Source organism: Polyangium sorediatum, from assembly GCF_029946465.1.
In the GTDB taxonomy this organism is placed as follows: domain Bacteria; phylum Myxococcota_A; class Polyangia; order Polyangiales; family Polyangiaceae; genus Polyangium; species Polyangium fumosum.
This window is the reverse complement of sequence record NZ_JARZHI010000058.1, coordinates 17,347-41,966: the sequence shown is the minus strand read 5'-3', so window position 1 is coordinate 41,966 and position 24,620 is coordinate 17,347. Positions and strand designations below refer to the sequence as shown.

Sequence of the window (24,620 nt, the reverse complement as noted above, 5' to 3'; positions counted from 1 at the left end):
GTAAGATGGGACGCGAGTCCCCGTCATGCACCACGCCGTCGAGCTCTTCGTGTCCTCCGCCCCCGGGGATCAGGTGATCCGCGAGGAGCTCTGCGCGCGGCTCGCGGCCTTCGTCGAAGCCGGGATCGTACGGGAATCCGTGCAGGCGGCCCCCCCGCAGGACACGCGCTCCCGCCTCCGCACCGCCGACGTGATCGTGGTGCTCGCGAGCCCCGAGGCCCTCGCGTCCGGCTCGGCCGTGGAGACGACGCTGCGCGAGGGCCTCGCGATGGAGCGTGACAAGCGGGCCGTGGTGATCCCGCTCCGCGCCCGCGCCGGCGCGCCGGAGCAAGCCGGCCTGCTTTCGGATCGCACCCTCTACCCGCGGGATGGTCGTTCCCTCGACGACGCCGAACACCAAGAGGAGCTCTTCCGCGAGGCCATCGCCGGCGTGCTCACGGGCGTCACCCTTTGCCACGTCATGGTCGGCGACTACTTGCTCGAAGACGAGCGCGAGGCCGCGGCGGCGGCCGCTTTCCAGCGCGGCATGACGCTCGCCGAGCGCCTCGCCGAGGGCGCGCCCGACGATCAGGATCATCGCTCCCTCGTCGCGCTCACGCGCGACCGGTACGCCGACGCGCTCCTCGCCGCCGGAGACGGCCCGGGTGCGCTCGCGGCGTACAGGGAGGCGCTCGTCGTGCGGGATCGGCTCGCGCGTGACGCGCCGGACGACGTCTACCGCCGCCGCGCGCTCGCGCGTTGCCACGAGAGCATCGGCGAGGTGCTGCGCGCGATGGGCGAGAAACCCGAGGCGCTCGCGGCCTACCGCGCTTGCCTCGTGCTCCGCGAGGACCTCGCCGAGTCCACGTACGACGACGAGGCGCGGCGTGACCTTTACGGCACGTACGGCCGCATCGGCCACGTCCTCCGCGCGATGGCGGATCCGCGCGGCGCGCTCGAAGCGTTCCGGACGGGCCTCGCGCTCGCGGCGCGGCTCGCGTCGGAGCAGCCGGACGTGCCTGAGATTCAGGGGGATCACGCGCTCTTTTGCTTCCGCGCGGCCACGGTGCTCGCGGAGGGGACGTCGTCCGAGCGGCTGGAGGCGCGCTCTCTCTTGCGCCGCGCGCTCGCGATTTACCGGGTCCTCGAAGAGCGCGGCATGCTCACGGAGCCGCAGGCGATCTGGCCTCCGGCGGTCGAAGCGCTCCTCGTCACGCTCGGCACCTGACTTGACGCCCGCCCGGCGGGGCGCTTCCGTCGCTTCCATGAGCAGCGGGCGTTTTGCGGGCAAGGTTGTCCTCGTAACGGGGGCGGGTAGCGGCATCGGGCGGGCGACGGCGCTCGCGTTCGCCAAGGAGGGCGCGGATCTCGTCGTCTGCGACGTCGACGAGGCGAAGCTCGACGACGTGTCCTCCGCGGCGCGCGCGCAGGGCCGGCGCGTGCTCGCGCGCAAGGTCGACGTGTCGAGCGCTGCGGCCATGCAGAGCTTCGCGGACGAGGTGCACGCCGCGTTTCCTGCGATCGACGTGCTCGTCAACAACGCCGGCGTCGCGGTCACGGGCGGCCTGCGCGACACCACGCTCGAGGACTGGAACTGGGTGATGGGCATCAACGTGATGGGCGTCGTGCACGGCTGTCACTTCTTCGTGCCGCGCATGATCGATCGAGGCCGCGGCGGCCACGTCGTCAACATCGCCTCGGCCGCGGGCTTCGCGGGCAGCCGCTTGCTCCTCGCGTACTCGACGACGAAGTTTGCCGTCGTCGGCTTCTCCGAAGCGCTGCGCGCGGACCTGCGCCGCCACCGCATCGGCGTCACGGCCATCTGCCCCGGGTTCATTCGGACGAACATCAACGAGGCGAGCCGCCGCCACGGCCGTTTTGCCGAGCCCGCGGCGCTGGAGCGCTCGCGCCGCCTCATGGAGCGCGGCGCCTCGCCGGATCTCGTGGCCGAGAAGATCATGAACGCCGTCGAGCACGATCAGGGCCTCGTCCCCGTGACGGCCGAGGCGCACCTGATCTATGCGCTCAAACGTTCGGCGCCGGATCTGCTCGCCACGATCTGGCGTCGCCTCGAAGCCTGGCAGGCACCCGAGCTGTGACGTTTCCTCTCGTCTCCCCTCTCCCGCGCGGGAGAGGGGTTGGGGGTGAGGGATTCGTTCCTCCCGCGATGGCACGCCACGTGTAGCTCCTCTGCTCTGCGCGCAAAGGGGGCGGACGCGCGCGGGAGGCACGGTGAGCCATGCGCATCGCGATGATCTCGACCCCATTCATCCGCATGCCGCCCATCGGCTACGGCGGGACCGAGCTCTTCTGTTACGAGCTCGCCGAGGAGCTCGACACGCGCGGCCACGCCGTGACGGTGTTCACGACGGGCGACTCCATCACGAGCTGCCGCAAACGCGCGCTCTACCATCGCCCCGTCTGGCCTCCCACGGCCGCCGACGAGGTCAACCACGTCGCGTGGGCGCTCGCGGAGATCGCGCGCGGCACCTTCGACGTGGTCCACCTGAACAGCCCGCTCGGCCTCCCGGTCTCCGCCTTTTTGCGTGTGCCGATCGTGTACACGTTGCACCACCACCGCGAGGAATCGTTCTCGCGGATCTACGCGTCGCACCCGCAGGTCTACCACGTGGCGATCAGCCAACGTCAGCTCGACCTCGAGGTCCCGCTCGCGCGCGCGCGCGTCATCCATCACGGCCTCTCGCCGAACCGATACCCGCCGAGCCTCCACGACGACGGCTACCTCGCGCACATCGGGCGTTACTGCGAGGAGAAGGGCACGCACCTCGCGCTCGACCTCGCGCGCCTCGTGGGCATGCCCATCCACCTCGGCGGCCGCACGCACCCGCAGGATCGAGCGTTTTACGAGGAGTACATCGCACCGCGGCTCGATCTGCCGGGCGTCCTCGACCACGGCGAGGTCGACCACGAGCAGAAGGTCCGCATCCTCTCGGGCGCACGCGCGCTCGTGTGTCCCCTCCTGTGGGAGGAGCCGTTTGGCCTCGTCGCCGTCGAGGCCATGCTCTGTGGCACGCCCGTGATCGGCTTCGCGCGTGGCTCGTTCCCGGAGATCGTCGACGAGGGCGTGACCGGCTTCCTGGTCCCCCCGGACGACCTCGACGCCCTCGCCCGCGTCGCCTGCTCGCCCGAGCTCGCGCACTTCGACCGGCTCCAGTGCGCGCACCGCGCCCGTGATCGCTTCAGCACGTCGGTCATGGCGACCGCGTACGAGTCGGTCTACCGCCGCGCCGTCGCGCTCGGGCACGCGGCCCGCGCGCGTGTCGCGTGAGCGGTAAGGTTCCAACGGTAACGTTCCCGGTGGACAACGCGCCGCATCTCGACTGAAGTCGCACGCCATGCGTTGGTTTGTCACTCCCATCGTTTGCGTCGTCCTCGCGGGCTGCGGGGCGACGCCACCTGCGGGCGGCTCGGGACCCAAGGAGCCCGTTGGGCCTACCGCGACAGGCGAGCAAGGGTCCTCCCCCGAGGGAACGCCTGCCGAGGGCACCCCCAAGGACCCGGACACGTTGCCGCTCTCGGGCACGCTCACCGACGAGCAGATCCAGGCGGCGGTCAACGAGAACGTGAAGGCGTTCGACAGTTGTTACACGCTCGGCGCGGACAAGGACGGCAAGCTCGCGGGCACGGTGACGTTGCAAGCGACGGTCGGTCCGCTCGGCGTGGTGAACGAGGCGAGCGTGAAGAAGTCGACGGTGGGAAACCCGAAGGTCGACGACTGCGTGCGCAAGGCGTTCAAGACGATCAAGTTTCCAAGGCCGGCAGGTGGCGGGACGGTGATGATCACGTACCCGATGACGTTTGGTGGCGAGGTCGTGATCAAGAAGTGACGAGGGCCGCGCGGAGGAGTGCGGAGCAGCGCGGGCAGGACCTCCTCGGCGCAGCTGCCGAGGAGGTCGTCGTGGGCACGCGAGGGGGTTCGAACGGTCGAAGGGTCGTCGGAGAACGTGACGCGTGGGTGTTCGAACGGTCGAACGGGCGCGCGTCACGGTGACGCGGAGGGGTTGGGACGGTCGGAGACCCGCGGGAGACGGTGACGCGGGGGGGGGTCGAACGGTCGAACGGGCGCGCGTCACGGTGACGTGAGGGGGTTCGAACGTTTGGAGACCCGCAGGAGACGGTGGCGCGGGGGGGTTCGAAGGCTCGAACGGGCGCGCGTCACGGTGACGCGAGGGGGTTGGGACGGTCGGAGAGGCTGAAACCGCTGCGGACGGGGGGGCGGTTTTCCATGGGGAGGCCGTGGTCCGGCTGGATCGCGTGGTCAGCGTTGCGTGTGGTGACGGCGGGGCGCGAGGGCGAGGAGGGTTCCGGCCGTGGGAAGGGTGACGGCCTCCATGCCTGTGGAGGCGGAATCACCTGCCGTCGAGCACGTGCAGTTGCCCTTTTAAGATGCGCGCGGTGCGGAGCGACGGTGCGGGCGCTCGTGCCGATATGAACGTGTGGGTGAGGGTGTCAGAGTAGTGCTAGCTTTCGCGACGCTGTATCGGATCGCTCGTCCCAAATTCGGCGTAGTTTCTTCTCGCCTGGTTCAAGCTCACAGCATTTGCGCCGCCTTCAAAATCCGGCTTTTGACTCTGAATTGGGTCATCCTCCCAGTCGCATACGCGACAGATTTCGTAATGCCCTCGATCTGGCAGTGTGAGTAGGCCACAACAAGGGCATGCGCAACGGTTCTCATGGCCCATGCTTCTCCACCTGTTCCATCCAATATGCCATGCCAGTTGTAGGACGAAATAGCGTCTCAATCGTCCCATCTGCTTTCGCTGTTGCAAACTCGTTAGTCCGCACATTATACCGAAACCGAAAACCTCCCTCTGACGTAAAACCCAAAACATCTCCTCCCGGTACAGGCTCCGTGTTGAGCAGATTGCGTGCACGTTTGGCGTACCCCTCTTTAGTGATGTTTCCTGTGCCCCATTCATTCTTACGCCTGGCATGCTTATTAAAATGGTGGTCGAGGTGCTCCTGCGATGCAAACCCGCTCGCTTTCCATTTAGGCGTGGGCAGCAACTTCGTTGGTTTGGGGCCCGGAAGCATCCGAAGACGGCTCGCCAACGACCTCGCTGTATTAAAGGCCTTGACGAGACCTTGAACAACGACGGTCGCACCCATTTGAATACCGCTGGCGACCATTTGCAGCACGGAACTATCGGGACCATTCGTGCTTTTCCCTCCCACGATCCCGTGAGAACTAGCTCCTTCCTGTGCAAAATCGTGATCAAATTCTGACTCAACAATGCCGGCGAGCAATGCTAGCTTCTCAGCCAGCTTTTCAATGCTAGTTCTATAGGATGCACCTGATTCTGCGCTCGTACCTTTTCCTTCGGCGTTGCCCGTCCCCTTGCCGCCCGGGCCATGGTGCTCGCCTGGCCCCTTCGGGACATTCGCATCACCCGGTTGTCCGGAGCCTGGCGGAGCTGGAGGAGGGCTTGGGGGCGAAGGCGGGAGCGGCGGCTTCGGTGGCTGCCCGGCTCCCTTGCCACCTTTAACGTAGGTACCCGCTTTATGTCCGGGTTGATTGAGATAACCCACCCTCGCACCTTTGGGAATACGCGCCGGAGGCAGTCTATTGAGCTCCTCCTGCGTGAACCGATGTGTAGGTTTTTGGGCGTCCGTGCCGTTAGGATCAATTAGTTGAACTGGGTTCCCACGCACATAGGTATACAACCCCGGCCCATCTATCAACCCCGCCGGATCCGCACTCGTCCACCTCGCAAGCCAGGGCGCGTAGTACCTCGCCCCGTGATAGTACAGCCCGGTCTCCTCATCCCGCTCCTTCCCCGTATACCTGTACCTCTTCGCGCTGACCTCCACCCCGCTCGCCACAGCGTGGTAGGCGCTCGTCCCATATGGATGGTACTCCTCGTAGCTGATGACGAGCCCATCCTCATCCAGTTCCAGCGCCGCAGACCCCAGATGATTCCCAAGCTGATACCGGACCCGCGACGTCACCACGAGGTTCGGATCCGACGCATCGACCGTCTTGGTCTCCACCATCGCAGTCCGCCGCGCATCATCCATCACGTGGAACGTCTCCCGCTCCAGCACCACCGCCCCTAGCTCATGCCGCCGGTACACCTCAAAGCCGCCGAGGTAAATTCGCTCCTCGACGATCCCGCTATGCTCCCAAACCTTCCGCACCCGCTGCCCACCAGCGTCATACGTGAAGTAGACCGTCCCCCCGCCGCCCTTGTCGACCTCGCGCTTCTGGTCCTTGAAATCCCACTCGATGCCATCCAGATGCGGCATCGACGTCATGCTCCCGTGCTCGTCGTACGTATACGTCGCCGAGAACTCGGTCTCATCATCCCCCGGTAAGCTCGTCCCAAGCAGCCGATTGCTCGTTTGCGCGATATCGTATCGCCGCGCCCAGCTCCCCGTGCTGCCCTGCGCAACGTGGATCATCTTCAAGATGTTGCCGACCGCATCGTACTCGAAGCTCTCGGCGTAGTTACGCATCGCCTGCGGATCATTGGGGTTCGCCGCACTCACCAGCGGAAACCCATCCGCATCCTGCTGGATATCTGAGTTCTGCCCCGAATGCTCCCGCCCCGTCGCCTCGATCAGCCGATAGATCGCATCGTACTCGTACTTCCAGACCGGCTCGACCAGCTCGCTGTTGTGGTAGAGTGCCTCCTGCGCCAAGTCGGCAATCTCGACGATGTTGCCTACCGGATCGTACGTGTAACGCAGGTCCTGGAGGAGCGAATTATCGGAGGTCCGTGTGGTCTTGAGCCGCGTCAGCCGGTAGGTCAGCGGGTCATAACTGTACTCCGTGACCACCCCGTTCCCGTAAGCGATCTTCTCCCGCTGCCCCTTCGCATCGTAATCGATGTCGTCGACAAATGTAGTCCAGCTACTCGCACCTCGAATCCGCGCCTCCACCTTCTCTAGCAGACTCGCCTCGTTGTACGTCGGCTTGATCTCGCTCTGGTCCGGCGTCGTCATACTCGTCGGCCGATTCTGCGCATCGTACACCGTCGTCTGCGTGAACACCTCCGCCTCGAGCGCCACCGACCCCGACCAATCGAGCTGCGTCGAATAGTTCTGCGCAAGCTGCCGCTGGCTCTCCAGCAAATTCCCCTTGAAGTCGTACTCGACCGAGGTCACCACCCCGGCCCCATCCTTCACCTGAACCACCTTCCCACGCAGATTCGCGTCCTCCGGATCCGTCTGCCCCTCGCCATACACCGTCACCTCGGCGAGCACCTCCGGATCCGCCCCCTTCTGCACCCACAGCCCTGTCCGACGATTCAGCGCATCGTACACCGAGCGCACCACATGCCCCCGGCCATCCCACCCCCGAATCGGGTTCCCGAGCACATTCGCCAGCGTCCACCGCTCCCCAGAATCGCAGCTCTTCTGGTACAGCGTCCGCCCGAGCATGTCGAAGACATACTCCATCGCGGTATTCCCACGGGCATCGATGATTGCCCGCGGATTCCCCTCAATATCGAGCACCGCCTTCGTCGTGTACACCCCTGCGGTCTTGTTGTCCTCGACCCCGCGCACCGACCTGCCCAGCACGTCGAAATGCACCAGCGCCGGCGTCTCCGCATGCTCCTCGGTCAGCTCCGCCGCACGCTGCTCCTGCGCGGAAGGCGTCGGCGTCGCGCTCGGCTGCCTCGCGGCATACCAGGGGTTGCCCGTTTCGAGCACCGTATCGTTCCCATCCCAGCTCGCCTGCTGCCAGGGCGTGAACGTCACCCGCGAATGCGTCCCGTTCGGCAGGTCCGTTCGGATGAGCCGGCCGAGCGGGTCGTAACGCAAGACCGGCGTCACGCCCCATTCGACCAGCTCCTGTTCGTCCTCGTATTCGTGGGTGGCCGTGAAGAACGGCTCGTACTGCTTGACGGGATTGCCCTTGTTGTCAATGACCACGCGCCCCGTGCCCACCCATCGCGGCGAGGCGGTGGCCAACACTACCGCGCCGTTCTCGTCCTTGACAAGCCCCCCGTTCTCGTCCCGCACCGGCGCCGGACCGGGCTCGGCCTGCACCTTCTTCAGGATCTCACGCCCGAGCCCGTCGAGATACGTGTAGCTATGTTGCCACGGCGTCAGCGCATCCCCGTGCCGCTCGCGCGCGGCCGCATGCACGACGTTGGGTTTGCCCGTCGTGCGCCAAACGTCGAGATCGTGCTCGAACGTCGTGGTTGGCTCCTCCAGTGTGTCTCCGTCATTCGAGCCGACCTTGCCCATCACGGCCGTCGCCACGACCATCCCGAGCTCGTCGAGCTTCACGGCGCTACGATTGCCGTTCGGGTCGGTGACAAGCGTGGGCCCGAGGACGCGGTAGTCGTTCGTCGCGGTGACAGTATTGCCGAGCGCGTCCTCGGCAGATGTCACGAGCAAATTGTAAGTGTCGTACGTGATGGTCGTGGAATTGCTGAGCGGATCCAGGATCTCGACCGGCAAGTAGAACTTGTCCGGGTCGAACACCTGGCGGCCGGTTCGCACCCAATAATCGTCGTTCTCCTCGATGTACCCGCCCTCGGTGAGCATGGTCGAGATCACGCGCGTGCCATAAGCCGCGGTCAAGAGCCCAGGAGTGAAGGCAAGCGCGTATGTCTCGTAAGACAGCGCGAGCGCGTCGATGGTACCGAAGGGCAGCGCCGCGGGGGAAGACCCGGACAGCGTCGTGCTGTTGTAATAAACCTGTCGAACCTGCTCGACCAGACGCTTTTGCATCGTGGTGCCGTTGGGCGTCGCCTCATAGGGGATAGCAACAGCGGCGTTCACAGCGCTGAACACGTCACCGAACGAAAACAGCGTGCTCCGTTCCGTAGAAAGCCCCGTGAGCTCGTACGTTCGCTTCTCCTTGGGCACACCGAGGCGGTACCAGCTCGCCTGCTGATCCTCGTTGACCACGTCGGTCTCGGTTAGCGTGGCCAAGAGCCCCTGCTCGGGTATGTCCAGCGGGATGCACCGCCGCGCATACGCGATGCTCGCCGAGCGCGCCACGTGACCGAACGGGTCGACCTCGAGCGCCAGCGTATGCACCACGCGCGGATCGTCATGATTACGCTCGTAATGAACCTCCACAGACTCACGAGCGTACGCGAAGAACGACCCATACGCCTTCGCCGTCGAAGGCTGTACCCGAACAATTGCGGGGCAAACCTCCGTCACGACATAGGGATGCGACTCCGCCTCGGAGCCATCGAGCGCGTAGACCTCCGTGCGGAGGATCTGCCCCTTGAGCGCCCGGCACGCCTCACGCGAGTCTCGCGGCGACAATCCCGTCTTCAGCACAGCATCGGGAAATTCCGGTCTCTGCTCGTCGCCCGCGTAATACTCCTTCTCGAACTGCTTCGTGATCCGATTCCTGTCGATGAACGCGCCCGTGTGGAACCACATCTTCGTGAGCACCGGCGGGAGATGGAACTCCTCCTCCGTCGGCGGAGCCTCCGCGAAGAGCCCTTTCCCGCGCTCGGCCGAAAAGGACTCCGCGTCGAATTGCTCGACGAGGCCAAACCCCCGGAACTCGCGCTCCGCCCCGTCGTAGTACCCGTGATGATACTTGTACGTACTGACGAACCGCGCCTTGCTGACCGCGTCGAACGTCTCCACGCGCGTGAGCACGTGCACGGGGAACGATAGCCGCGTCACCCACGGCTTTCCAGCCTTCAGGTCCTCCAGGTAAAACTTCGTCGAGGGCGCATACTCGAGCTTCGTCTCTGCCCCGAGGTTATTCTTGACCGACGTGAGCAGATACGGCTTCTTGCTGCCCAAGAGATCGATGTACCGCATCGGCGGCTTCGCCACGCCCCGCCACGGCGACGACCACACGAGGCACGCCGTCCCGGACCCGAGCACATCGACCACGCCCACGGTGGACATAGAATCGGCCGTCGGGAACCCCGGCATTCGCACTGGCTCGCTCCAGCCATTCCCCGCCTGGTTGAACACGAGGACCGCCCCTTCGCCGGCCACGTACACGATGTCCGTGGTCCCCGTCCCGTCGATATCCCCGAGCCGAATCCGGCGCGGGTCGAACGTGTGAGAATCATCGAACAGCGGCGCCTTGCTCATCTGCACCTTGGCGCCGAACCGCCCTCGCCCGAGGTTCGGCCAATAGCAGATGCTGCCATTGCGTACGCGCACGATATCGGGCAAACCATCCCCGCTCATGTCCGCCACGAAGATCGCCTGCGTCATGTCCGCGAACACGAGCGTCGGGCTCTTGTCCTCGTCGTAGATCTTCGGCAGAACCCGCGGCGGCCCCCACCCGCCCTTGCCAAGCGACGGGTACCAGAGCTGCACGTGATCGGTCGTGACCAGAATGTCATCGAGCCCATCGCCGGAAAGGTCGATGAAACGGACCCGCGGGTCATTCCAGTTGACGTTCGGCTGCGAAGGAAACGGCACGAAGGGCCCCCAGCCCCCCTCCAGCGTGCGCTCGTGATAACCCGAAGTCCCTTCCGGCGTGAGCTCCACGAGGCATTGTCGTCCCTCGCTTCCGACGTCGAGGAGCTGCGCCCCGCCACCCGACGCCATCGTCGGCCGGCTCGCGAGCAGGCGCGCCGGGGCGAGGTGCCCATCCCCGAGGTTTTGCTTGTAGTAAAATGCCCCCTGCTGTTCGCAGAGCACGCCGGGAATGCCCTCACCGTCGAGGTCGACCCATCGTGCGGTTTGCCCATCCACACCGCCGGGGAGGTCTTCGAGGCTTCGTGGGTCGAGCAGCTTGACGGCGGTCTGGAGCTCGGGGAGCGAATACCCGAGCTCCAGCGGCGGCAGGGATTTCTTGGAGTAACCGCTCTCCGTCTTGATGTACCCCGACTGCGTAGCCGAAATGAGCCGGGTGAGCGCCGGCCCTTCGGCATACGTGAAGTCGGTCGATCGCACGAGCACGGGATCCTCGCCGAGCTCGGGGAAGTGGTGGAACATCAGCGCTCGCCGGCAAAGGCGGTACGTACGGATCTCGAACGTCGAGCGGTAGCTCGAGAACGGATCCTGCCGGCAGGGCCAGGTGTTCTCCTCCGCCGGCGTCGATGCTGCTGCACCGTGCTCGCCGTAATCGAAGACGACCTCGAACAGGAAGTCCTGCGCCTGGAAGGGCACTGCATTCCCATACCGGATCCGCTTCAGGTAGCGGTTCACGACCGGCGCGTCGCCCGAGAGCCGCTGCCTCTCGTAGACGACCTTCGGCACGTTCGCAAAGTCTTCGGCCTTGTAGTCATAGACGATGACATTCCCGAGCGCGTCCTCGGTGCGCTCGAGCAGCCAGGAATAGACCTTGGTCGAAGCCGCAGGGCTCGCGATACGAGCCCCCGCGGACTGACCATAGATGCTCGTAACGTTGTCCTTGGTCGTGGCGCGCCAGTAAACGTTGCCGTCCCCCTTCTCGGTGACGCGCTCGATGCGCGCGAAGAGGCCCTCCACCCGGGGTCGATACCGCTCGATGCGCTCGACGGCGTCGTCCTTCGGGACATCGCGCACCCAGTTGCCTTCCCCCTCCTCATCGAGCTTCGGTACGAGGTCTTCCGCGCCCGACAGGATGAACACGTCGGATTCGCGGAAGTCCTCGTACTCGGGCAAACCACGCTCGGTCTTGCGGGAGATCGAGGGCACGGAGAGCCGAAAGCCCACACCAAAGGGCCCATTGCCACCGCCGGAATCGTACGCGACGGCGAGCTCGGGTCCGAACCCGCCACGGCCTGGCGACACCGCAATCGGGACCGTCAGGGATCCCGTGCCGCTCACCAGGCTCGCGGCGAACTTCTCGCCGAGCCCACGAACCGCGCCGCCCCCCTTCGGAAGCGACGGGCTCGGGGCCTTGACCGCCTCGGGCGCGGTCGTCTTGGGCTTCGGTGCAAAACCTTTGTGCTCCATGGCGTGCCCTCTCTCCTGTTTCCGCGTCGCTTCGAGCCTATTGCTTCTGGTACTCGCAGACGATCCAGAGGTCTTCGAGTTCGCTGGGGGTCGCGTCGCTGACGGTCAGCGTCCACGGGGCGAATTCGGTCGACGTCTCCGCCAAAATCGGAACCGGCGCGTCGAGGTACGCCTTGGGCTCGGGGGGCGTCTCGGGTTCGACCTCGTCGATGCTGGCAACGAGGAGCTTTCCATACTCCCCAGCGATCAAGGAGATGCCCGTGAGCGAGTCCCCCGCAGCGTCGAGAGCGACCGTCAGCGACCCGTCCGTGCCGTCAGACCGTTTGGCGAAAAGGTGTACCCTCTTGATCTCGAGCTGGCGATTCCCGACGAGCGGCTGGAAATGCCGCAGCGCGAACGGCAGGGAGAGGGGATGCGTCGCCGGCTCGCCTTCCCCCGTGAGAAACACGTGCCAAGCGTCGGGGAAGTCCGTCTTTGCGCTGAAGAGCCGCAACCCGGTCGGGCCTGCATCCGACGAATCCAGAGCCCCCAGCGCGTCGAGCGCCCCATCCTTGAGCGATTCCCCACCGTCCCGCGCCGTGTAGCGCACGTGAAGGACCACGTCGTGAACGGCCGTCGGGTCGAATCGGTTGGTCTTCCCATCGAGCTCGATTCGCCACGTGCTATCGGCGCCGCTCCCCTCGAAGGGCAGATAACGTTCGTCGCGGAAGACCAGTTCGAAGAGCCCGGAGTCGCTCTGGCCGCTGCTCGTGACGATGGCCTGGATCGCGCCGTAGTGATCCAGCCACCGGTCGTCGGCGCTCTTGCGTGAATAACCGCCTTCATCCCCAGGCAGGAGTGTGCTGTTCATGCGCACGCTGCTCCTCAGCATCGTGAGCTTGCAGTTCACGCTGACGTAGGGCCCGTTCACGACCGGAATCGTCATGCTGACGGACTTGATGCGCCGCAAGTAATGCCCCGGCCAGTCCTGATCGAAGAGCGATTCGGGCAGTTCGACCACGCACTTGCCCGTTTCCCGCAATTTCAGGAGCGCCTGCGGATTGATCTCGGCCAGGGATACGTGCTTCGTGATCTCGTACTCGCGCCTGTTCTGCTCCAGGTACGCGGCCTCCATGCGCCGGAGGTCGTGCTGGAGCTTCTCGCCCGCGAGCAATCCCTTCTTCAGGCTGTCCCAATAGCCGAACTGGACGTAGCTCGCCTCGGGCTGCGCGAGTTCGAACTGGAACGCGCGCTCGGCCCGCTTCGCGAGTTCATAAGCGAGCTTGTAGCCCTGGAAGTACACGGCCGAGACCTGCGAGACCATCCAGTCGTAAAGCTCCTCGTTCGTGTACTTGGTTCGCAGGTAGTCCTCGACCTCCTCCGCGTTTTTCACGGAGAGCTCGTGGTTTTGGAGCTCCTTCTTTGCGATTTCGAGGCGGATCTCCGCGGCGACGATCTGACGATCGATTTGCTCGAGCTCCCTCTGTGCAATTCGCTCCTGGAGCTTCCACTCCTCCCAGCGGCGCTTGTAGCTGGCCGCCGTCGCACTCTGCGCCGCTCCCGCATGGTGAATGCTTGCAAGCAGGGAGTGGAACTGTGCACCGGCGTCCAGGACGCCACCAAGCTGGACGCCGCCAAACTCGCTCTTGATGTCCGGGGGGAACGGGCCTCCAATCGAGATTTGCGGGAACAGCTTCAGCACGGAGGCGAGCGTCTGTGCGTACCCCGCATTCGTAGTCTCCAGATTGGCGAGCCCCGTGAGCGTGGCCTGCATCTCTTCTTCGGCAATCGTGTACTCGATCCTGCTATAGAACGACAGACGCTCATCAATCACGGCCCGCGAGCGTCGAATTGCCTCGAGCGCCTCCTTGGCCTCGTCGACCTGACGCTTCCTGGTCTCGCGCACGGCCGTGAGCACGTCGAGTTCGTGCCTCGAACGCAAGAGCGAGAGCGACTCGCCGTCCCGTTTTTCGAGCGTCGCGAGAAGCGCGCCCCCCATTCCAATCACGCTGCTCGAGAACTCCAGTGCCTTGGGCTGGAGCACCGAAAAGCGGTAGAGGGGCAGCGGGACATTGACATCCGACAGAAGGGAACCAATGTCCACCCCGGCCGCCGTCGCCTTCACGAGCAACGCCGGATCGATCGGCGGCTCGAACAGCGGGAGCTGCCGCACCGTGCCGTCGATGTTCATGCAATGGCGGATCTTGAAAAGCCGATCCGCCACGGTGTCCCATAGCGCGAGCATCTTGTCGTTTTGCGGCACGCAGAAGTAGAGCGTCCGGAGGGCAGGCGGCGGCTCGCGTCGCGTACATCGAGCGTTCAACGCCGGCGCCGGCATGATGGCCTCGACCTCGACGAGCGCGTTCGAGAAGGCGTCGATGGTCGGCTCGAGCGCCGCATACGTACTATTCGGTACGGCCTGCTCCTTCACGAGACGCGGGCGCTCACCGAGAATCTGCGCGGCCAGGATGTAGAGCTGCGTTGCCTCGTTGATCGACTCGAGCGTATCGCGCTGGAACAGGCTATCACCCCACGCCAGGAGGTTCTCGACGTACTTCATCACCACCGCCTTCTGGTAGGCGAGCGGTCGCATACGCGCGATCATGTGTGGATTGAACGGTGTTTCCCGCCAGCGCGCGATTTGCGCGACCATGTCCTGCGTGGCTCCCGATTCGGAAGAGAGCCCGAAGAGCTCTGCGATGAGCTGGGCATTCGGGTTCTCGACGCTCTGGTTCTCGGTCGAGAGAAGCTCGAGCTGTGCCTGAATCGAGGCGAGGTCGACGTTCTCGCGGAAGGGACGCACGTTCCAGTAGCGCTCGGGCCCCTTTCCAGGCGCCCCACCCGTCGGATCGAAGATGTAGCGGAACCAGCGGTCCGCCTCCTCGAAGCGGGTGTTCTTGGACAGACGCGTGGCGACGAGGAAGGGCGCGTGGAAAAACAGCTCCCAGTTGTATTGCGAGTATGCGCCGCCATAAGAGAAATCGACCGTCGCCTTCGGGAAGGGCTGGCCCGCATGAGCCTGCGGGCTGTAGGACCCCGCCATGGGCGCCGAGCGGAGCTGGATCGGCGACTCCTGCTCGGACCAGCGCAGCAGCCCGTCCACCCCTCCCTTCGCGACGAGACGCGTGAACTCGCAGGTGTACGGATGGTAGAAGGCATGGAACCTGTAGAACCGCTCGATCTCGTAGTCGACCTCGAGAGCGAGCTTGGGCTCGTTGGCCCACTCGAGGACCACTTCATCGAGGTCGCTTCCTGCATCGCCGACGATCGGCGCCTGCCCATTGGGGATGACCTTCGCGAGATCCTTCCACGCGGTCGTGGTGCGGCGCTGAAGATCCATGAAGAACACTCGTCCGAAATCGTTGAGAAACAGCGACTCCTGCGATCGCTGCTGGCCCAACTCGACGAATTCGCGATTCTTGTCCTGGAGAATCCAATACCGGTCCCCCGCGGTCCTCCCGAGCACCGGAGCGCCGATCGACCACGTGTCCGCCGATGCCGAGCCCGATTTGTGCATCGGAAGCATGACGGCCTGCGGAATCACCTGCTGCTCTTCCTCCTCTTCCTCGTTGTAGACGGTGATGGGTGTCTTCTCCCAATCTGGGATCTCTTTCAAGCCCATGAACACCGACGTTGCATTCTCCGGAGCCCAGCCAACGCGAGACGGACCATCGCTCCAGGCGTCGTCCTGGGTGAAGGTGCGTGCCTCCGTAACAGCCTCGAGCGCGCCCGAGCACGGCCCGATCTTGAACGTCCCCGCCACTGCGTAAACCCGCATGTAGTCGCTCTTCTTGATCCCGTACCAGTTGACGAGGCAGGTCACCGTCAACGCCGTGCTGTTGCTCTCGACCATGAAGGAGATCCACTTGCGGTCGAGCGCGGGGCGCACGGTGATGCCCAGGTTCGCGGTGGTCTTGATCGACCCCCAAGCGCCGTCTCGGAGCTCGCTCCACGCGAGCGAGATCCTCCAGTGCTTGCGCGGCGACGGGTCGTCTTTTTTGGTATCGTCGGCCCGCTCCTCGAAGACGGGCCAAAGCAGATGCAGCCTGCGATTCCAGATCGTGGCGAGCAAGTGATCGCCCGGAATGTCGAGGTCGACCTTCTCCCACGCCGTCCAGTACTCTGAATCGATCCGCTTGCGATGATAGTAGCGGTGCGGCGGCGCGGCCGTCCTCGCGATCACGTGAAGGACATCCACATCCTCTTCGCGCTCGTGGCACATCGCCGCCACGTCGAGCCGCCCCACCTCGTGTAGGCTATCGAGATACTCGAGGTACGCAGACTCGGCCGTCTCCGCGTTGATCTCGCCCTGAAGCAGCCGGCTCTCCAGCGTCTTGAAGAACGGCGTCTTGTCGTCACGGAGCTCCGGTTCGATCCAGTTCTCCGGATAGAGGAAGACCTTGCGGTTGGCCTCCCAAACGCGATAGCTCTTCAGCCATTGCCACTCACGGGCCGCCTCCTCGTCGAGCTCGACCTTCTCCTTCTCCAGCAGGAGGAACGCGCGCTGAACGAAGGTCTGGACGGAGCCGATGGCCTGCTTGATGCGGGAGGTGAGCTGGCACGGGCTCATCTCCACATCGACGAGCAGGTCCTCGAAAAGCTCGTTCGGCCCCGCATAGTCCCGCTTCGCGACGAGATACCCGACGAGCGCGTTGCGCTGCTTCTCGCGCAGCACGTCCCGCAGCGGACGGGCCACCTCGCTCCAGCGCGCGTCGTCGTGTTTGGCACGCGCCACGCGCTTGATGTCGAGCGCGATGGCAACATTGGTAGCGTCGTCGACGTCGGCCCAAAGCGTGCCTTGTGCAGCGGACGCGCCGAGGCGGTCGAGAAGTTGGAAGGCGCGGTGGAGGCGGAGAAGCCCCTTCTCATCGCGGAGATCCGGCAACTCGAAATCAAAGGTCTCCGTCATGAGGTACTCGACGCCGTCACGCGGCCACCCCGTGCGCGTCGAGAGCTCGTCGTAGAACGACGCGGCCGGCCCCGCATTGCTTGCCTTCGCGAAGATGGCCAGCAAATCCTCGCGGCCATTCCGCAGCGTATCGCGGAAGGAGGCCAGGTCGACGAGACGCATCAACTTCGCGAAACGCCCCTGCCGATCCGTGTCTGCGTCCTCCCCCCGGAGCAGCAAGGTATTCAGATCGAGCCATCCCGGCGTTGCGCCCGTCGGGTACGGCGAGGCCAGCTCCGAGGCGTGGAGCCTCAGCCGTTGGATGACGAGCGCAGCCTTGTGAAGGAGTCGGACGGCGTTTTGGCGCTGCCCCTCCGCCGCGATGGCGGGCGGAACGTATTCGAGAGCCGCGTTCATGACAGGCATGAAATCAGCAATCGCAGAGGCGCCTTCAATGGCAAAGGACCCGAGCGTCTCCGTAAGCAGGTGTTCGACCATCTCGGCGTCGAGCTTCATCTCGGTCGCGAGCTTCTGCTTGACGACGCTCTCCACCCGCGCCCTGCGTTGATGGTTGAGCAGGTACGCAAGGACATACCCGAACCGCTCGTCCACCGCCTCGATCTCCGGCACGCCCTCCACGGTCGCCGGACCGATGAGATGGTCCTTTGCTTTTTCGATATCATCCCCGAAGAAGGGGGCCAGATGCCCGCCGATGAGGTCACGCTGCTCCGTTCGCGTAAGTGCCGAATCTCCGAGGATCGCGGACACGAGCGCTTCGGCCTTCGCGGCGCGCTCGGCTCGGGTTTCTCCTGCGAGGAGCTCCTCCAGGCGTCCCCGGGTAGAATCGCCCTCGGGATCCGAAACGACCCCCGTTTCGGACACGACCTTCTCGACGGCCGCATCGATGTCCTTCAAGAGCCGCTCGACGACAGCATCCGAGAGCCCCACCTGCGTACCCGGCGGTACGGCGTGCCGAACCAGGAAATGCAGCTCCGCCATGCTGAACCTCGACCGCCGCACCTTCGCCGCGAGCTCGACGAACGCCCGCGTGGTGGCCGGCACGGCTGGGGATTCGGAGTTCACCTTGAGCGCTTCGAGGCCGGAGATCGAAAGGAGCACGAGGAGGTCCGGAATGCGAAGACGCAGACCCCTCGCCAGCGCGACGATGCGGTGGAGCCGTGAGAGGTTCTCCACGGTCAGGACCGCGTTTGCGGCGAGCGGGCTCGCGACGCCAATGTGCTTCTCGGCGACCTCGGGTATGGTGAGCAACGCCAATTCCACGGCGCTGATGCGCAACCCCGCGAGAATGCCTGTGGCATGGTTGAGGAGCAGCGGGCGCCCCTCCGGAGGCGGCACACCAAGAGCCGCCTCGAAAGCCGGATCGACCTTGAGGGCCTTGTTCAGAAAGAGCTCCTCGTAGAGCGACTTGCCCCACTCCTCGCTCGAACGCGTCCCGATGTCCCCCCAGAACGAGAGGAGCACGGGCAGCTGCAGATCGAGCTCCTTCCGCAATGCCACGACATCAGCGACGTGGCGCACGACCGCCTCGTCGATGTCCGTCACCCCGAGCGACGTGAGCGTCCAGTCGAGCTCGGTGATGCGGAAGCCGAGCCGCTTGCGCAGGCGCAGGAAACGATGGATCCGCCCGAGGAGCGCCTCATCGAGCCCATCCAGCACCTTCGTATCGATATCGCAACCCGTCGCAGGGTCGAGCTCGACCGTCGGCGATGCGCCCGGATTCACGTATTTCGTCGCCAGCAGCTCCCGAAGTTCGTCGAAGGAAAGCCCTGCCTGCCGGAGGAACAGCGGGACGGACGCGAGTTCCTCGACCCAGTCGGTCTCCGGCATGCCCCAGCACGCATACGCCGTGGGGGCCCCCGAGGGTTGTTTCGTGACGATCTCCCACTCCCGCTTCGACATGCGCAGGCGCTCGCGCGCGACCTGGTCGTCGACATCGCCAGAGGGAAGCTTCATTGCTTCGACGAGCTCGTGCCGGGGAACGCCGAGATGTTCCAGGTAGACCCGTGCCTCTTCATCCCATAGGTGGAACGGCAAATCGAAGGGATGGACCGCAGCGGCGAGCTGGGTGTAGGCCGCATTGTGCGCCGCGAGGTATTTTACCTCGGGCTCGGCCAGGAGCTCCTGCGGCGTCCCCTCGCTCGTGATGTCCTTCGTCCCGAGGTAGTCCAGCCCATCCGGCTCGTTGGCAACGACGGCCTCGAGAACCTCGTTGACGAGATCGATATAGGGCAGGGTCGTGTCCGTATTCTTGCAGGAGAGGAGAAGCCGCGCGATGTCCGGCCTTCGTGCAGGAGGAGCATCCGTGTCCACCGGAAGAGCACCAATGAGGACGTCCCGGGCTGACCAGTAGACTCGATTCTCCTCGGTACTCTCGGGCGTCTCGATCTCCGAGTCGTGGCGGTCGAGGAACTCGAGCAGATCCACGAGGTAGGCCGCGGGGCCGTACACGGACCTGCAATGCTCGCACGCGCAGCCGTCCAGGGAGCCGAAAAGGGAGGTCCAGTCCGCGATGTTCTGCTGCTCGCCGTCGAGTGTCACCAGGTCCGGGAGGGTCGCGATCTTCGGCCCGTGGAAGCTGCTCCCGTACTTGGCGAGCAGCGCGGTGGACGCGGACGCAATCCAGCAAGCCCTGCCGAAGATCGCCTCGGCTCGTTCGATTCCCATCTCGGAGCCGAACCTGGCGACGAAACGCCGTTTGCCTATGCGGTGGATGCGCTGCGCCGAGTGGAGATCGGCCTCGAGAAGCGGCTTCATCTCGCGGTAGCGCGGCGTGATGTGGAAGATCCGCTCCATCTTCTTCAGCCGCTCGGTCGTCGCGGCGACATTGCTCACGCCCGACATCGTGCCGCTTTCTGCGACGTACTTCGATACGCGCACCGTCCCAAACTCGAAATTCGAGTTGCTCTCGAAGAACACGCGGATATCAGACCCTGCCTCCTCCTCTTCGATGACCCGATACGCGATGGCCGCGGTGGGAAAGGCAGCCTCTACCGTGCGCTTGAGGATCTTGGCGTAATTGTTGCGGCGCTGGAGTTCATCCGCTCCAGGCGTATCCGGGGGGCAGCCGATCTGCCCGGTGCCCGTCGTCTCGTCGAGCATCTCTCGCCACTTGTCCTCGTCCACTGTCACCAAGGCCCGGGCGTCGTGGAGGTCGGCGGCAAGACTCTCGATGAGCGGCGCGTGGTAGCGCGTGAGCGCGCCGAGCTGCATCACGTACTTGAGCTTGTCGATGGTCGCGGGAGCCCCGAAACCCGCACGCGTCGAGAGATACGTCCAAAACTGGGCCGCTGTCCCTTGGTGTTCGATGACCGCGCGCGCGAAACCCACCTCCAGTCCCGTGAGCTCGACCCCATTGAAGATCTGGGCAAGCGAGCTTCCACCCCCCTCCCGCGGTCCGGCAGCGAACGCGGCCATTCTGCCCACCAAATTATCCATGATGGCAATGACGTTCGCGGTCGATTGAGGAGGAATGATGTTCTTGCCCATGGCCTGCTCGAGTGCACGCCGAAGGGTGCTTCGGCGCTGCGAAAGGAGCTCACGACGGGTCTGAGGCAGGTCTTGCCGCAGGAGCGCGTAGACAATCCCTACATCGAGATCAGTGCTGTATTCGAGGTCTATCTCGTTTTCGATCTTGGCCGCCTTGACCAGAAGCGAGACGAGATCTCGGTCTTCGCCGGTCGTGCAAGCCACGATCGAAATGTGGTTCTCCGTCATCGCCGTCAGCGCGGTTGTACCCATGACGGATACGATGTTGCCGCGTACCCGGTGGAACTCGGAGCGACCGCGAAAGACGCTCTTCTGCACGAGGTCCACGATTGATGTGGTAGGAGCGTGGCAGATCCTCGTCGATGTTGCATCCGCGTCCGGCGCTTTGACCACGAGGTTGGCGCGCAGTTGGCCAACCAGCTTGGTCGAATTGTACGCGTACGAGATACGGTAATACCCCCGTGAATCCGTGCGCGCGGACCCGAGTACCAACGGCGTATCTGGATTTGTTGGGGCCACCGCTTCCCTATTGTAGGTCTCATTGTATGCGAAGACCTCCTTTTCCACGAGAGGCGACCCTTCCGCATCGGTAAGGCGCCCACGCACGACCAGGTTGGAAGGGAGCTCGTTCGTGTGCGTGGTGCCGACTCCGATGCGGAGGTACTGAATCCCCGGTGAAAGCTGCCAGGTCACGGTGGGGGGAGGCGTGAACAGATCCGGTTTGAAAAGGCGGAACTTGAGCGGCGGCCTGCGATCCGCGAGAACCGTGTCGAGATAGTCGTCGTCGAGCGTGATGGTAAAGTTGCCAAGCGCATCCGTCTTGGCAGTGCTCACGAGGTCCGGGCAGAGACCTTCCTGGTCCCACACTTCGACGTACACGCCATCGACCCCGTGGCCATTCGCAAGGTCGAAGATCCGGCCCTCGAGCCGATAGAAGCTTCCCGTGGCGTTCTCGAGTTCGATCTCCTCATTCATGATCTCACCGCACTCCTTGATCGAGTAAGTCGCCTTCACAGAGGCGAGCAAAGCCATGCCAGCCCGAGGCTGAGGCCATCAGGCAAGGCGCCCCACGAGCACACCACGGCCCCTTCGTCGCATAGAAATGCAACAAAATCGGGCATCGACATACACAGTTGCACGCCGCGAGACACACGAACCCCTACGGCAGGTCCTGCCTCGTGGTGGCGATGCGCACGCCTCTTCTAGACCTATCGATGCGTCTCCCGGGGTGAAATGGCGCCCCGTGTATTCATGTTCTCACCTTTTGCAAAATGGACCACTCCCGCCCTCGACGAGCGCCGAGAAAAACTCCGCGCATCACGAGATGGGCACCCATCGCGCGGCGATGCGATGCACAGCGACCCGCCACCGAACCTCACGAATCGGAAGGGTCAGATCCCCTGTCCCATTCCTATCGAGGTGCGAATGCGGGCCGGCGGCAACGTTCGTACGCCACACGTCGGCCAGGCACCCGATCAGCAGGCGCCAGTATTTGCTCCAAGATGTAATTGGCAGACGGCCGGAGTTCCGTCCAGAGGAATGATTGGGGTCCGTACAGTTCTGGAGGATATGTGGGTACGGTGTGGTCCTTTTGCCACCCTGGCGGAATGCCAGCCGATGCAGAAAGGGCCGCTTTCGAGCGCCCATCCGACTGCGGGGGTCGATGCTCGGATGGCGCAGGACGCAGAATGTCCTATGTGGTGAGTCGTCGGTCGAAATTGTTGAAAGTCAAGTCATGAACGGCGCCAAGGAGGGGGAAAGTAGGCCGTGCGACTCGCACATCGTGAGCGCCTCGTTGCCAACGCGCGTCTCGCGCGGCGCCAGGGCGACCGCGCAATGCCCCACGCGCGAGCTTCATCACGGCGCATTGCGCGTCCCGTGTGACAGGTGATGCAAACGCAGGAGCGTTACGAACCGCACTGTTGTGCGCGTTGCGGCATGACGACGCAGGGCGTGTCGTTTTTTGCTTGCCGCTCTTCAACGCAGAGCTTGTTGCTCCGCGGCGTCCGCAGCGGCGATGGCGCCTCCCAACGCGGTTTCCGTCGTCGGGTCGACTCCCAAGCCTGAGCCGCTGTCAACCCCCGAGGGGCTTCACGTCGCCACGCCATCACGGCTTCTCACCGCTTTCTTTAAAGCGAGAGCTCCGCCACCCCATCCTGGAACCGGATCCTCGCCAGCATCAGCTTCTCCTGCTGCGCCACCAGCTCGATCGTCGCCTTCGAGATCCGATCACTCACCTCCTGCATCTTCTTCTCCAGGTTCTGCATCAGCGGTCCCCCGCTCTTCACCATCTTCAGCGTCACGATCTGCGCGTGCAGCTCGTCCAATCGCTGCCGATACTCGGCGAGCTGCTCGCGGGTCACCGTGATCCGCTGCTCCAGGTTCGCCATTTCCTTGTGCAGATCCAGGAGCCCCCCCACGCTCTCCTTCAGCTTCCCGCTCGCCGCCGGGCCCGACAGATACACCCGCACCATCTCCATCCCCGCGTCGTTGCGGAGATCCGTCGACCGGAAGACCGGCGTCTCCTCGTCGATGACGACGTCCACCTTCTCGCCCGGGCCGATCTCCACGCGGAACAGATACGACTCGCCCATTCGCTCCTGCGACGCCGGCGCTTTCGCCAGCGTATACCCCTTTGCCACCGTATGCCGCACGTACACCGTCGCCTTGTCCTGCGACCGGTTCGTCATGACGAGCGTCTTTCTCCGCGTGTGCTTCACCTCCGTCGAGAACACGCCCCGTTGCACCGAAAGGATCCGCGCAATCGCGTCGACCTCGTCGTCCTTGCGCTCCACCACGATCTGCCGGTCGAGCGCGAAAGGAATGAACGCGAACGAGCGCGCCGGGATCGGATCACTCATGCCCTCGCCGATGAACCGGCCCTCGCCGAACACCGTCACCGGCCCGCTCTCCAGCACCGAATCCGTCGGGTTCTTCAGGCGCACCGCCTTGAACGGGAACGTCGCATTGCCCCGCGTGCTCTCCGGGTCATAGAAATACACGAAACCGCCGTCGGTCTGCGTGCTCAAGATCGAGACCATCGCGCTCGTCGTGCGAGGCACGGTCATCGGCACGGTCGATTCGAAGTGCGCGGTGCCGATCGGCTCCGCGCTCGCCTCCTCGGCGGGCGAGAGGGCCGCCGTTTTCTGCATCTGCGATTCGGCGTCGACCGACTCCACGATGCTCACGCCGCCCTTGCGACCTTCCTGCATGCCATTGCCCACGGCGACGATCTGCGAGGCCGGCAGCCCCGCTTGGATGAGCTGCAAACGCGCGCGGTTCGCCCGGTCGAGCGAGGCGGCATTCTTGTCGCCGTCCTTTGCGTCGGCATACCCCTCCACGACGATCTGCTTGCGGTTGCTCCGATACTTGGCCGCGAGCTGCTCGATCTGAATCTGCTCCTGCGTCTTGGGAGGAGGAGGAGGCGGCGGAGGCGGCGGCGCGGGCTCCCTCGCAGGCACATTGTCTTGAACCCCAACTCCGGGCATGACGGCGGTGAGGGATTCGAAGGAGCGCGTGGGGACGCGCCTCGTGTGCTCCACGCTGGTCGAGGCGACCGTGACCTCGCCCGCGGCCAGCCCATCGACGACGAAGCCACTCTCAGGACTCGTCGTCCCCCCCGTACTCCTCGACACATTCGCGAGTTTCGTATCGTCGAGATTCGCGAGGATACGCTTCCCCGGCTTCCCCGGCTGCCCGCCGTGCGTCGCCCCGCCCATCGGAGGCGCCTGCGCGAAGAGGCCGTCCGATTGCAACGTCTCCCGCTCGACCACCCGGATCGTGCGCAAATCGAAGCGGAACGAGAGCGCCGAGCTCGACCCCACCCCGAGCTTGACCTGGTTCCAGTCCTCCCCCGACGTGTTGTCCACGACGGCCCACGCATCGACGTTCGTTTTCCCGTCCTTGCCGATGGAGATGCGATAACTCGGCTTCCACGAGGGCGCCTCGGTCACGTACGAGAGCCGGAGCTTGTGCGGCTTCGCCCCCTGGAGCTGGATCTCCATGTTGACGAGGTTTCCCCCCTGCGCGTCGTACCCCGAGCCCACGGTCGGATACGCGATCGGCGCGGGTTTGCCCGTCGTCGCGTCGACCACGGTGAGCGACTTCAAGAAATCGTCGACCTTGTCGTCGGGTACGCTGAGGCGGAGCGTATCCCCGTCGATCTCCGCATACCGTTCGAAGTACGCGACGCCATTGCGGTACACGACGACACGCCCGAGCGTCGTGTCGCTCCGGACGAAGCTCGTGGCGTTGCTACAGCCGAGAAGCCAAAGGAGAGAAAGGGGGGCGAGAACCTTGCGCATGGGGACACACCTCGTTCGAAACCGATGCGAGGCCCCTCAGCAGCGATCGTGCCACGCCGTTTTCCCGCGCCATCGCCGCGCTCTCTCGCCACGCACCGGCGGCGACGTGGACC

8 protein-coding genes are annotated in these 24,620 nt (G+C 64.6%); 4 read left to right on the top strand and 4 right to left on the bottom strand.

The genetic code is table 11. From position 1 onward, the window contains the following. Window positions 1-25 precede the first annotated feature (25 nt). The 4 genes from QHF89_RS38255 to QHF89_RS38240 all read left to right on the top strand — a co-directional run bounded on the left by QHF89_RS38255 (window position 26) and on the right by QHF89_RS38240 (window position 3,827). Entirely contained in the window at window positions 26-1,207 is a 1,182-nt protein-coding gene (locus QHF89_RS38255; RefSeq protein ID WP_136972981.1) for a tetratricopeptide repeat protein, read from the top strand. A gap of 37 nt (window positions 1,208-1,244) precedes the next feature. Beyond that, the gene (locus tag QHF89_RS38250) at window positions 1,245-2,078 is read left to right on the top strand and encodes an SDR family NAD(P)-dependent oxidoreductase (RefSeq protein ID WP_136932111.1); all 834 of its coding nucleotides are present in this window, start codon (window positions 1,245-1,247) and stop codon (window positions 2,076-2,078) included. 140 nt (window positions 2,079-2,218) lie between these two features. Then, a complete protein-coding gene (locus tag QHF89_RS38245; protein ID WP_136972982.1) occupies window positions 2,219-3,268 on the top strand; it encodes a glycosyltransferase family 4 protein in 1,050 nt (349 codons plus the stop codon). Between the two features lie 67 nt (window positions 3,269-3,335). Continuing rightward, window positions 3,336-3,827, top strand: coding sequence for an AgmX/PglI C-terminal domain-containing protein (locus QHF89_RS38240; RefSeq protein ID WP_136932109.1), 492 nt, complete (start codon window positions 3,336-3,338; stop codon window positions 3,825-3,827). Between the two features lie 633 nt (window positions 3,828-4,460). Here QHF89_RS38240 and QHF89_RS50050 read toward each other — a convergent pair. The 4 genes from QHF89_RS50050 to QHF89_RS38225 form a co-directional block, all read right to left on the bottom strand. Continuing rightward, window positions 4,461-4,682: a CPCC family cysteine-rich protein gene (locus QHF89_RS50050; protein ID WP_136972983.1), complete on the bottom strand. Its 222-nt coding sequence runs from the start codon at window positions 4,680-4,682 to the stop codon at window positions 4,461-4,463. Then, on the bottom strand, window positions 4,672-11,829 hold the full coding sequence (locus tag QHF89_RS38235) for a SpvB/TcaC N-terminal domain-containing protein (protein ID WP_284721462.1): 7,158 nt from the start codon (window positions 11,827-11,829) through the stop codon (window positions 4,672-4,674). Before QHF89_RS38235 ends, QHF89_RS50050 begins: the two co-directional genes overlap by 11 nt. A gap of 37 nt (window positions 11,830-11,866) precedes the next feature. After that, entirely contained in the window at window positions 11,867-21,178 is a 9,312-nt protein-coding gene (locus tag QHF89_RS38230) for a Tc toxin subunit A-related protein (protein WP_136972953.1), read from the bottom strand. Between the two features lie 1,154 nt (window positions 21,179-22,332). Beyond that, on the bottom strand, window positions 22,333-24,507 hold the full coding sequence (locus tag QHF89_RS38225) for a DUF4139 domain-containing protein (RefSeq protein WP_136972954.1): 2,175 nt from the start codon (window positions 24,505-24,507) through the stop codon (window positions 22,333-22,335). Window positions 24,508-24,620: the final 113 nt, after the last annotated feature.

Coding starts and splice junctions, on each gene's coding strand:
- QHF89_RS38255 (WP_136972981.1), top strand. CDS start 26: ATGCACCACGCCGTCGAGCTCTTCGTGTCCTCCGCCCCCGGGGATCAG.
- QHF89_RS38250 (WP_136932111.1), top strand. CDS start 1,245: ATGAGCAGCGGGCGTTTTGCGGGCAAGGTTGTCCTCGTAACGGGGGCG.
- QHF89_RS38245 (WP_136972982.1), top strand. CDS start 2,219: ATGCGCATCGCGATGATCTCGACCCCATTCATCCGCATGCCGCCCATC.
- QHF89_RS38240 (WP_136932109.1), top strand. CDS start 3,336: ATGCGTTGGTTTGTCACTCCCATCGTTTGCGTCGTCCTCGCGGGCTGC.
- QHF89_RS50050 (WP_136972983.1), bottom strand. CDS start 4,682: ATGGGCCATGAGAACCGTTGCGCATGCCCTTGTTGTGGCCTACTCACA.
- QHF89_RS38235 (WP_284721462.1), bottom strand. CDS start 11,829: ATGGAGCACAAAGGTTTTGCACCGAAGCCCAAGACGACCGCGCCCGAG.
- QHF89_RS38230 (WP_136972953.1), bottom strand. CDS start 21,178: ATGAATGAGGAGATCGAACTCGAGAACGCCACGGGAAGCTTCTATCGG.
- QHF89_RS38225 (WP_136972954.1), bottom strand. CDS start 24,507: ATGCGCAAGGTTCTCGCCCCCCTTTCTCTCCTTTGGCTTCTCGGCTGT.